Annotated in this window: 8 protein-coding genes; 3 read left to right on the top strand and 5 right to left on the bottom strand. The window is 59.8% G+C overall.

The genetic code is table 11. The features are described from left to right. Positions 1-3: 3 nt before the first annotated feature. Positions 4-2,328, bottom strand: coding sequence for a 5-methyltetrahydropteroyltriglutamate--homocysteine S-methyltransferase (metE, locus tag FHW68_RS23160; protein ID WP_183683289.1), 2,325 nt, complete (start codon positions 2,326-2,328; stop codon positions 4-6). A 119-nt stretch (positions 2,329-2,447) separates the two neighbouring features. Here metE and metR point away from each other — a divergent pair, with 119 nt between their 5' ends. After that, on the top strand, positions 2,448-3,365 hold the full coding sequence (gene metR, locus FHW68_RS23155) for a transcriptional regulator MetR (RefSeq protein WP_183683288.1): 918 nt from the start codon (positions 2,448-2,450) through the stop codon (positions 3,363-3,365). Between the two features lie 310 nt (positions 3,366-3,675). Here metR and FHW68_RS23150 read toward each other — a convergent pair whose 3' ends face one another. The 4 genes from FHW68_RS23150 to FHW68_RS23135 form a co-directional block, all read right to left on the bottom strand. Further along, positions 3,676-4,191, bottom strand: a complete 516-nt coding sequence (locus FHW68_RS23150) for a GNAT family N-acetyltransferase (protein ID WP_183683286.1) — start codon at positions 4,189-4,191, stop codon at positions 3,676-3,678. Position 4,192: 1 nt separating this feature from the next. After that, entirely contained in the window at positions 4,193-4,831 is a 639-nt protein-coding gene (locus FHW68_RS23145) for a LysE family translocator (RefSeq protein WP_183683284.1), read from the bottom strand. A gap of 23 nt (positions 4,832-4,854) precedes the next feature. Continuing rightward, positions 4,855-5,289, bottom strand: a complete 435-nt coding sequence (locus tag FHW68_RS23140; RefSeq protein ID WP_183683282.1) for an NUDIX domain-containing protein — start codon at positions 5,287-5,289, stop codon at positions 4,855-4,857. A 217-nt stretch (positions 5,290-5,506) separates the two neighbouring features. Beyond that, complete coding sequence (locus tag FHW68_RS23135; protein WP_183683280.1) at positions 5,507-6,865, bottom strand: HD domain-containing phosphohydrolase; 1,359 nt, start codon at positions 6,863-6,865, stop codon at positions 5,507-5,509. 254 nt (positions 6,866-7,119) lie between these two features. On the opposite strand from FHW68_RS23135, the gene FHW68_RS23130 reads away from it, so the two are divergent. Both FHW68_RS23130 and FHW68_RS23125 read left to right on the top strand, forming a co-directional pair. After that, positions 7,120-9,426, top strand: a complete 2,307-nt coding sequence (locus FHW68_RS23130) for an EAL domain-containing protein (protein WP_183683278.1) — start codon at positions 7,120-7,122, stop codon at positions 9,424-9,426. Then, positions 9,423-11,291: an EAL domain-containing protein gene (locus FHW68_RS23125; protein WP_183683276.1), complete on the top strand. Its 1,869-nt coding sequence runs from the start codon at positions 9,423-9,425 to the stop codon at positions 11,289-11,291. Before FHW68_RS23130 ends, FHW68_RS23125 begins: the two co-directional genes overlap by 4 nt. Positions 11,292-11,317: the final 26 nt, after the last annotated feature.

Raw genomic sequence — 11,317 nt, 5'->3', positions numbered from 1 at the left:
CAATTAGCGGGCAGGTCGGGCCAATTGACTGCGCAACTGCCGCGCCGCTGCAACCATATTCACCAACGCCGCTTCCGTCTCCGGCCAGGCCCGGGTTTTCAAACCGCAATCGGGGTTGACCCACAAGCGCTCGGCCGGAATGCGCTTAACGGCTTTGCTCATCAACTTGACCATCTCGGCCGTGTCCGGCACTCGGGGTGAATGAATATCGTAGACGCCCGGGCCGATGTCGTTCGGGTAGTCGAACGCTTCGAAGGCTTCCAGCAACTCCATATCCGAGCGCGAGGTTTCGATGGTGATCACATCAGCGTCCATGGCCGCGATGGACTGGATTACGTCGTTGAATTCGCTGTAGCACATGTGGGTATGGATCTGGGTTTCGTCACGCACGCCCGATGCACTCAGGCGGAAGGCTTGCACCGCCCAGTCGAGGTATTCCTGCCATTGCGCCCGGCGCAGTGGCAGCCCTTCCCGGAACGCGGCTTCGTCGATCTGCACGATCCTGATGCCGGCGTTTTCCAGGTCCACCACTTCATCGCGCAAGGCCAGGGCCAGTTGATGTGCCTGAATTTTGCGCGAGACGTCTTCGCGCGGGAACGACCACATCAGCATGGTCACGGGCCCTGTGAGCATGCCTTTCATGACTTTGTCAGTCAGGCTCTGGGCGTAGGTGATCCAGTCGACGGTCATTGGCTTTGGACGGCTCAGATCGCCGTAGATGATCGCCGGTTTGACGCAGCGCGAGCCATAGCTCTGGACCCAGCCGAACCGAGTGAACAAGTAGCCGTCCAGTTGTTCGGCAAAGTACTCGACCATGTCGTTGCGCTCGGCTTCACCGTGCACCAGCACGTCCAGGCCCAAACGTTCCTGGATTTGCACGGCATGGCGAATTTCGTGGTGCATGGCATCGGTGTAATCATTGGCCGACAGCTTGCCTTGCTTGAAGGCCTGGCGTGCCAGACGGATCGAAGCGGTTTGTGGGAACGAGCCAATGGTGGTGGTCGGAAACGCCGGCAATTTCAACCGCGCCTGTTGTTGTGCAATGCGTTGGGCAAACGGTGAATGGCGTTGACTGTCCGCGGCGCCGATGGCATTGATTCGGGCCTGAACGTCCGCTTTGTGGATACGGGGAGACTCGGCGCGGCTGGCCGCAATGGCAAGGCTTTCAGCCAGGGCGGCTTGCACCTTCGGCGCTTTCGGGTCGTTGAGGGCATCACGCAGCACGGCAATTTCGCCGCACTTCTGCACGGCAAATGCGAGCCAGCTTTTCAATTCAGGATCGAGTTTGTCTTCACGGTCCAGGTCCACGGGGCTGTGCAGCAGCGAGCAGGAACTGCTGACCCACAAGTTATCGCCAAAGCGTTCCTGGGCCGAGTGCAATTGCGCCAACGCTTGCTCGAGTTCGCAGCGCCAGACGTTGCGACCATTAACCAGCCCCACCGAAAGAATTTTGTAAGTCGGCAGACGATCCAGCACTTGGCCAAGTTGGTCCGGCGCGCGCACGGCGTCGATGTGCAAGCCTTGCACAGGCAGGCCGACAGCAAGCCCGAGATTGTCTTCCAGGCCACTGAAGTAGGTCGCCACGAGTTTTTTCAGCGGCGAATATTGAAGGATGTGGTAGGCGCGTTCGAAGGCGTTTTTCCAGGCCTGTGGCAGGTCGAGGGTAAGGATCGGTTCGTCGATCTGCACCCACTCCACGCCTTGGGCCGCGAGGCGACCGAGAATTTCGCCGTAGATCGGCAACAGGCGCTCAAGCAAGTCGAGCTTGTCGAAGTCATTGCCTTTGGCCTTGCCCAGCCACAAGTAAGTCAACGGGCCGATGATCACCGGTTTGACGTTGTGGCCCAGGGCTTTGGCTTCGTCGACTTCGTCAAACAGTTGTTCCCAGCTCAGTTTGAACTGTTGATCAGCGGTGAATTCCGGGACCAGGTAGTGATAGTTGGTGTCGAACCACTTGGTCAGTTCCTGAGCGTATTGCGCCTTGTCATGTTCACCGCCACAACAGGCCGCAGTAGCCCCACGGGCCATGGAGAACAGGGTGTCGAGGGTCGGCAAACCACGGGAGTCTTTGGCACCGTCGAAGCGCTCGGGAATCACGCCAAAGGTCAGGGAGTGAGTCAGCACCTGGTCGTACCAGGCGAAGTCGCCCACAGGCAGCAGGTCGATGCCAGCGTCTTTCTGCAATTGCCAGTGGGTGGCGCGCAATTGACGGCCGACGCTTTTCAGTGTGTCCTGGTCAAGATCGCCCTTCCAGTAGGATTCGAGGGCTTTTTTCAATTCGCGGTCGGCGCCGATGCGCGGGAAACCAAGTGTGTGGGCCAAGGCCATGTGAAATTGCTCCCTTTAAAAGTAGCTGTAAAACATGGCGCTATTGTCGACAGCCCACCCAACATGAGACAAACTCAACCTTTTCGTGTTGATCACAAGTTTTCCTCATGGAGCCCCCGGTGCTTGAAATCCGTCACCTGAAAACCCTGCACGCCTTGCGCGAAGCCGACAGCCTGGTGGATGCGGCCGACCGTCTGCACCTGACCCAGTCAGCGCTGTCCCACCAGTTCAAGGAGCTGGAAGAGCGCATGGGCATGCCGTTGTTCGTGCGCAAGACCAAACCGGTGCGCTTCACCAGTGCCGGCTTGCGCCTGCTGCAACTGGCCGACGCCGCCCTGCCGCTACTGCGCGGTGCCGAGCGCGACATTGCGCGGCTGGCCGGCGGCACGGCGGGGCGTTTGCACATGGCGATCGAGTGCCACAGTTGCTTTCAGTGGCTGATGCCCACCATCGACCAGTTCCGCGACGCCTGGCCGGAAGTCGAGCTGGACCTGGCCTCGGGTTTTTCCTTCGCCCCGCTACCGGCGCTGGCCCGAGGCGACCTGGACCTGGTGGTGACCTCCGACCCGCTGGAACTGGTCGGGATCACCTACGTGCCGTTGTTCACCTACGAAGCCATGCTCGCAGTGGCTAACCAGCATCGTCTGGCGAGCAAGCCGTACATCGTGCCGGAAGATCTGCTGACGGAAACCTTGATCACCTACCCGGTGGAGCGCGATCGGCTGGACATCTTCACCCGCTTCCTGGAGCCGGCCGACATCGAACCGGCCCAGGTGCGCACCTCGGAACTGACGGTGATGATGATGCAACTGGTGGCCAGCGGTCGGGGCGTGTGCGGCATGCCCCATTGGGCGCTGCATGAATACAGTTCACGGGGTTACGTGAAGGCCAAGCGATTAGGAGAAAAAGGCCTGTTCGCGACGCTCTACGCCGGGATTCGCGCCGACATGCTGGATGCACCCTACATGCGCGACTTTTTGCTGACGGCCAAGGACACGTCGTTTTCGACGCTGGATGGGGTGAGTGCTGTCCGATAGAGCGACCTATCTCCTGTAGGAGCGAGGCTTGCCCGCGAAAGCGGTGTGTCAGCCCACAGCAATGTTGAATGTGAAACCGTCTTCGCGGGCAAGCCTCGCTCCTACAAGGGATAGGGGTGGTTTCAGAGCTCACGCCACAGGCTTGGCGTCCCCGAGCCTAGTGAAGAACCTGTGGCGAGGGGGCTTGCCCCCGTTCGGCTGCGCAGCAGTCGTAAAAACGGTGAATGCGCTGTGTCTGAACACAGGCGATTGCAGGTTTTGAGGTCGCTTCGCAACCCAATGGGGGCAAGCCCCCTCGCCACAACAACCCTTATGCCAAAGATTCAGCGGTGAGCTCTCGCCACATATGGATCTTGTCGAAGTAGTCTTCGCCAACCCGCACCGCCAATGGTTCCAGGCCGAACTGCACGAAGCCACATCTCTGATACAGCTTGAAAGCGGCTTCATTGCCGGCGGTGACGGTCAGCTGGATCAGCTTCAGGCCCTGGTGAGCCCGGGCTTCAGCCAACGCGGCCTGAACCAGTTGATAACCGAGCCCGCGCTGCTGAGCCTTGCCGGTCACGTACAGGCCGAACAGCGTCGCCTTGTGCCGGGCCTTTTCCCGCGGCTCGAAGGCCAGCCCGACGATGCCCGCCAGCTTTCCCTCCTCGAACGCCCCGAATACCCGGTCCAGCTTGCCGGTCAGCCGCGACTCCCACCAACTCAACGGCATCACCGCGCGCTCGCGCACGCTGGAGGTGAATGCCCGGGGATGCAAGTCGTAGGCTTCGAGCATCAACGCCCGGTAATCCAGGGCATGGCTGGCATCAAGCCGTTGAATCCACATATCAGGCCACTCGCCGCTGCTCGAGCATCAAGCGCACCGCCAACCCGGACAGCACCAACCCCATGAAGTAACGCTGCATCGCCAGCCAGTTCGGGTTGTTGACGAACCAGGAGGCGATACCTGCGGCGAACAGCGCGATCAGCAAGTTGACGCTGAAGCTCACGCTGATCTGGGTCAGGCCAAGGATGATGCTCTGAGTGAATACCGAACCGTGTTCAGGGGTAATGAACTGCGGAAACACCGACAGGTAAAACACCGCGATCTTCGGGTTCAGCGCGCTGGTGAGAAAGCCCATGGTGATCAGCTTGCGGGACGAGTCCGCGGGCAACTGCTGCGCCTCGAACGGTGAACGCGCACCGGGCTTGACCGCCTGCCAGGCCAGCCACAACAGGTACAACGCGCCAGCCCATTTCAATACTTCATAGGCCATCGGCACCGCCACGAACACCGCGGTCAAACCCGCGGCGGCCGCGAACAGGTGCACCAAAAACCCGGCAACCACGCCGAGCAACGAAGTCACGCCAGCCTTGCGCCCCTGGCAAATGGAACGAGAGATCAGGTAGATCATGTTCGGCCCGGGCGTGAGCACCATCAACAGCGCGGCGGCGGCAAAAATCAGTAAGTCTTGAAGCGGGATCATGGGCGCTCTCCGTCCTTGGATGATCAGGCAGTTTCGATCAGTGAGGCTCGATAAAACGGCAGGATGAGGTCCCGTGTCAATGGCGCCAGCATGACATCACCGTCGGTGGCCGGATCAATCCAGCGCACCTCTTCGATTTCCGCCGCCGGGGAAACGTGCGAGTCGATGCTCAATTGAAAGAGTTCGGCTTGTACGACAAACCCCGGCTCATTGGCCGCCGGTGCCGAGAATTGCCCCAGGTAGGCGGCGTGCGCCGGATCGATGACCAGTCCCAGTTCCTCTTCCAGTTCACGGGCGAGGGCATGGACCGGTTGCTCACGGGCCTCGATCTTGCCTCCCGGCTGCATGAACGCCTGGGTGCCGCGCTTGCGCACCAGCAGGGTACGACCGTCGGGGCCGATCAGCAGGGCAGCGGCAATGTGGATGAGGCGGGGCGAAGCGGCGGATGGAAGTGTCATGGATCAGGATAGGCCTTGGGTAAAAGACGCAAGGATCACATGAGCACTGGTCCTGTGGCCAGGGGGCTTGTCGGAACGCCGCATCGCCCCGTTTGAGTGCGTAGCACTCACAAGATCTGTGGTGTATCAGATATTTTGGGGCTGCTTTGCAACCCAACGGGGGCAAGCCCCCTCGCCACAGGGCTCCCACAGGGAATCAGTGCTAAGTCTGGAAAGCTCAACTCGTCTCGAGTAGCGCGCCCTCCACTTCCTCCGGCACTTTCACGAAAATGCTGTACCTGGCCCCTTCCATCGCCTCGAAAGCAATCAGCTTTTCCACCAGCGGCCCGTTCAACACCTTGCCGGCATTGAGTAGCAGCATGCCGTTGTCGGCATTGAGATTGCGCGCCAGGATCATGCCCGCCGCCAGATCCCGGGTGGTCAGCACCTTGACCGTCGGATCGGCCAGCGTCACGTCACTCAGATAAGTGGCGCAAACCTGAATGAAATCCTCCACCAGCTCCGGGTCATAGAGGCGACCGGCGTACTGGCGGATATACACCAGGGCTTCATCGCTGTTCATCTGCCGTTCAAGGATCAGGCCGCGCTGCAACTCGATGAAATCCACCGCCAGTTTCAACAACCGCGAACCGAACGGAATCGCTTCGCCCTTGAGCCGATCCGGAAAGCCGCTGCCGTCCCAACGCTCCTGATGATGCAGGATCAGCCGCGCGGCGTCCTTCATCGGATCGAGCGTCATCAGCAGCGACTCACTCTGCTTCGGATAACCCCGATAGCGCTCGCGGTCATTGTGATGCAGCAGGTCCGAGGGCGTGCTCATCATGCTGTCGGTCCAGCTCAATTTACCGATGTTGTAGAGCGCCGCCGCCATGGTCAGGTCCCGACGGGTGCCTTCGTCCAGGCCATGCAGTTTGCAGTACACCCGCACCAGTTCGATGATTTGCCGGTTGGTCTGTTTGGCAGGCGGCAGGCGCAGGTTGGCCAGCAACGAAAACACCTCGGTGCCAGTGACATAACTGCGTTTGAGCTCTTCATAGGCCAGGTCCAGCATGTCGGCAGTCTGCTGCAGTTCGGCAGTACGGGCCGCGACGTGTTTTTCCAGGGTGGTGTTGAGCCGCTTCAGTTTCTCGTTCTGGTCCCACGTCTGCTGCACCAGTCGCAAACGCTCACGCTCGGAATACTGGTAGGCAAGTGATTGTCGCAAGGTCAGCAGCATTTCCTCATCGTGCCAGGGTTTGCTGATGTAACGATGAATCTGCCCTTCATTGATAGCCTTGATAATGGCCGACGGATCGGCATAACCCGTCAGCATGATCCGGATGGTGTCTGGGTAGCGCTGGTGGATATGGGCCAGCAGCGTGGCGCCGTCCATATTGGGCATGCGCGCGTCACTCATCACCAGATCGACCGGCTGCTGCGCCATGATCTCCAGCGCCTGGGCACCGCTGGTGGCCAGCAGCACCTCGTAAGGCTGACCGCGCAACAGACGGCGCAGGCTGTTGAGAATCGACTCCTCGTCGTCGACCAGCAGTAATCTGGGCTTGTCGGTCACCGTCGTGGGCAGTTGCTCTTCCATGGCATTACCTCAAGTGAAACGTGTGTCTTCATATCGCGCGGGACGGCTGTGCTGGCGCTGCCGAGCCTGACCTACAGGCTAGATGATTTTCAGCCCGATCCCGGAAATGATTCGTTTCAGTCCACCGGGCGAAGTGCTGGCCGGGCGACTATGCTCAGATCACTCGGATCCAGAACGATTCTTGCTCCACCAGCGATCAGGGAAGGGATACCCTCTATGAGCTCATCGCACCAACCTGCTGTCGGTACAGGCGCATGTCAGTGAACACGCTGCTTGCGCGCATTAATCGTCGGATTCTCATCGTCGATGACACCGCGTCCATCCATGAGGATTTCACCAAGATTCTCAGCCCGCCTTCGATCGAAGACGACAGCCTGATCAGCGCCGAAAACGCCCTGTTCGGGACCTCGACGTCGGTATCGCAGCAAAGCTTTGTCATCGACTCCGCGTTTCAAGGCCGCGAAGCGCTGGACAAGGTCGAGAGCGCACTGGCGAATGACTCGCCCTATGCGATGGCCTTTATCGACATGCGCATGCCGCCAGGCTGGGACGGTCTGGAAACCATCGAACGCTTGTGGCAAGTCGATCCCAAGCTGCAGGTCGCGCTCTGCACCGCGTATTCCGACTATTCCTGGGAAGACATCGCCGAACGTCTGGAACTGGGCGATCGCCTGCTTATCCTGAAAAAACCCTTCGATGCCATCGAGATCCGTCAGATGGCCAGCGCATTGACCGCCAAGTGGCAAATGACCGAAGACGCGGCGCTGAAGATGTCCTTGCTGGAGCACGCGGTCGAAGAGCGTACCCGGGAATTGTCCGACGCCAACATCATCGTGCAGAACAGCCCGACCATTCTGTATCGGCTGCGGGGCGAACCGTCGTTCCCGTTGATGTACATCTCCCACAACATCACCAAATACGGGCACATCGCAGCGGCCCTGGTGGCTTCATCCAACTGGGCGCAGGAGCTGATCCATCCTGACGATCAGGCAAAAGTCGATACAGCGATGGCCAGGGTACTGGACCGTCATGCGTCGGGGGCTTCCATCGAGTTTCGGATGCGCACCGGTGACGGAGACTGGCGCTGGGTCGAAAACCGCTATATCCCGGTGCGCGATGATGAAGGCCGCTTGCTGGAAGTCGAAGGCATCATCATCGACATCACAGAACGCAAACTGGCCGAGGAAAAAATCGCCCTGCTGGCCCGCACCGACGGGCTGACCGGGCTGGCCAACCGCGCGACGCTGATCGAGCGGTTGCACCAGGCATTCGCCGCCGCCCGGCGCGGGGCCACACCGTTCGCCATGTTTTACCTGGACCTGGATCACTTCAAACGGATCAACGACACCCTGGGCCATCCAGTGGGGGACCTGCTGTTGCAAGAAGTCGCCGGGCGCATAAAGAACTGCGTGCGCGAAAACGATGTGGTCGCCCGACTGGGTGGCGACGAGTTCGCGATACTGCAACTGGACGTCGGCGATCCGACCCAGTCAGCGGCCCTGGCCTCCAAGGTCCGCGATGCACTGGTGCTGCCCTACTCCCTGGTCGGCAACGATGTGCGGGTTTCGGTCAGCATCGGCATCAGCAGCTATGCGCCGGTCAGCCTGAGTGCCGACAGCCTGTTGACCCAGGCCGACATGGCGCTGTATCGCTCCAAGGAAAAAGGCCGCAACCAGTACCACTTCCATTCCGAGGAAATCAATCAGGAAGTGGTCGAGCGCATGACCATCGCCAACGACTTGAAAGCGGCCATCGAACACGACGAACTCGAACTGCGCTACTGGCCCGAAGTGGACCTGAGCAGCGGCAAGATCCTCGGCATGGAAGCACAAGTCAGCTGGAACCACCCCTTGCGCGGTTTGCTGGATGCCCAGGCGTTTTTGCCCGCGGCGGAAAAGACCGGCACCATCATCGCCCTCGGTCACTGGGTGCTGGAGGGCGCCTGTCGGCAAATGCGTCAGTGGCGTGACGAAGGCATGGCGCCACCGGTGGTGGCGATAAAACTGTCCCTGGCTCAGCTCAAAAGTGGTCCTGAACTGATCTATGACGTATTGCGCACCACCGCGCGCTGGGAACTGTGTCCGTGGGACCTGCGCTTCGACGTCACCGAAGCCACCCTGGCCCAGACCAAGTGGACGCACAACGATGTACTGCCGCGCCTGCGTGAGTTGGGGGTGAAAATCGCCATCGATGATTTCGGCACCGAATACTCCTCCTTCGATTACCTCAAGACTTATCAGGTCAATCACCTGAAGCTCGCCCAGAGTTTCATCGACATGGCCGCACGCGACCCCGCCAGCGCGACGACGTTGCGCGCCATCATCAACTTCGCCCGCGATGTAGGGATCGGCATTATCGCCGAGGGCGTAGAAACCCAGGAGCAACGCAGTTCGCTGATGGCCACCGGCTCACCCATGAATGCCCAGGGTCACTACTTCAGCCAAGCGGTCAGCAGCCAGCAAGCCGCCGAGTTGCTCAAGGCCGGGAGCATCCTGCGCGCCAACCACGCAACTGCAACGACGCCGGATGATCCGCCGCGTGCCACGGAGGACAAGGAATGAAAACTCCGTTCGTCCAGGCCAACCGGCGCATCCTGATCATCGACGACACACCTTCGATCCATCAGGATTTTCGCAAGATTCTCGGCCCCGATACCGACGATGAAAAAACACTCGCCGGCACTGAAGCCGCGCTGTTCGGCACCCCGCAGTCGGAACGGCTGGTATTTCAGCTCGACTCCGCCTACCAGGGCGAAGAAGCCCTCGAACTGGTCAAATGCGCCCAGGCACAAGGTCGGCCTTATGCCATGGCGTTCACCGACATGCGCATGCCCCCGGGCTGGGATGGCCTGGAAACCATCGAACGGCTCTGGAAGGCCGACCCTCACCTGCAAATCGCACTGTGCACGGCGTTCTCCGATTACACCTGGGAAGCCATGGCCGAACGACTGGAATTCGGCGACCAGTTGCTGGTGTTGAAAAAACCCTTCGACAGCCTGGAAATCCGCCAGATGGCCAGCGCCCTGACCTGGAAATGGCAGCTGGCACAGGACGCGGCCATGAAAGTGCACACACTGGAGCAAACCATCGAGGCCCGGGTCCATGAGTTGCTCAAGGTGTCGCACCTATTGCAGTACGACGTATTGACCGAATTGCCCAACAGCACCTTGCTGGGTGATCGGCTGAACCAGTCACTGGCCCTGTCACGTCGCCATGACAAACAACTGGCGGTAATGTTTCTGGGGCTTGATCGCTTCAAGCGCATCAACAATGCCTTGGGTCATCCGACCGGTGACGAGATGCTCAAACGTGTCGGGCAAAATCTGGTGGCGTGCGTGCGCGCATCCGACTCGGTGTTTCGTTACGGCTCCGATGAGTTCGTGGTCATCCTGGCTGACATCCACCACCCCCAACAGACCAAGGGCATCGCTGAAAAGCTCTTGACCGCCATACGCGCGCCTCAACACATTGCCGGCCACGACCTGAGCGTGACGGCCAGCCTGGGCATCAGCATCTACCCGGAGGACGGTTTCGATGCCATCGCGCTGATAAAAAAAGCCGAAACCGCCATGCGCAGCGTCAAGGACAGCGGCCCGAACGATTTCAGTTTTTTCATCGATGAGATGAACCAGCGCGCCCGGGAACAGCAGAGCATCGAATCGGGTATTCGCCTGGCGCTGGAACGCAACGAATTTGTCCTGCACTACCAGCCAAAACTTGATCTGGACAGCGGCAAGGTGGTCGGCGCCGAGGCATTGATCCGTTGGCAAAAACCGGGGCAAGGCTGGGTTTACCCGACAGATTTCATCGGTGTGGCCGAGGACAGCGGCTTGATCGTCCCCTTGAGCAAATGGGTGCTCGCCCAGGCCTGTCGCCAAGCCCGCGCCTGGCAGGTCAAAGGTCTGCCGAAACTCTGCATGTCGGTAAACGTGTCGGCCATCGATTTTCGTCAGCGGGACTTTGTCAAAGGGATCGAACAGGTACTCAAGCAAACCGGTATGGACCCCACCTTGCTGGAGCTGGAGATTACCGAAGGCGTATTGATGCAGAACGTCGATGCCACGATGGTCGCGCTGAATCGGCTCAAGGTATTGGGCGTACGGCTGGCTATCGATGACTTCGGCACCGGCTATTCGAGCCTGAGTTACCTGCAACGGTTTCCCATCGATGTGTTGAAAATCGACCAGTCATTCATTCGTGGCCTGAGCCGTGACAGCAACGATGCGGCCCTGGTCAGCGCCATCATCAGCCTGGGCAAGAGCCTCAAACTGAGCGTCATTGCCGAAGGGGTGGAAACCCTCGAGCAATTGAATTTTCTCAAGGCGCACCATTGCGAGGAAGGCCAGGGTTATTACTTCAGCAAAGCCGTGGAGCCGGAGGCCTTCGTGCACTACCTGATGTCCATGCAGCCCGACGCAGCCAAATGATCGATGTGCAACGACACCCTTTGCCA

Origin of the sequence: Pseudomonas sp. Tn43 (assembly GCF_014192635.1) — a bacterium.
Classification (GTDB): domain Bacteria; phylum Pseudomonadota; class Gammaproteobacteria; order Pseudomonadales; family Pseudomonadaceae; genus Aquipseudomonas.
This window is presented reverse-complemented; position numbering and strand designations above follow the sequence as displayed.

Excerpts from the sequence above, each read along its gene's own strand:
- metE (WP_183683289.1), bottom strand. The coding sequence starts at position 2,328 with ATGGCCTTGGCCCACACACTTGGTTTCCCGCGCATCGGCGCCGACCGC.
- FHW68_RS23150 (WP_183683286.1), bottom strand. The coding sequence starts at position 4,191 with ATGTGGATTCAACGGCTTGATGCCAGCCATGCCCTGGATTACCGGGCG.
- FHW68_RS23145 (WP_183683284.1), bottom strand. The coding sequence starts at position 4,831 with ATGATCCCGCTTCAAGACTTACTGATTTTTGCCGCCGCCGCGCTGTTG.
- FHW68_RS23140 (WP_183683282.1), bottom strand. The coding sequence starts at position 5,289 with ATGACACTTCCATCCGCCGCTTCGCCCCGCCTCATCCACATTGCCGCT.
- FHW68_RS23135 (WP_183683280.1), bottom strand. The coding sequence starts at position 6,865 with ATGGAAGAGCAACTGCCCACGACGGTGACCGACAAGCCCAGATTACTG.
- FHW68_RS23130 (WP_183683278.1), top strand. The coding sequence starts at position 7,120 with ATGTCAGTGAACACGCTGCTTGCGCGCATTAATCGTCGGATTCTCATC.
- FHW68_RS23125 (WP_183683276.1), top strand. The coding sequence starts at position 9,423 with ATGAAAACTCCGTTCGTCCAGGCCAACCGGCGCATCCTGATCATCGAC.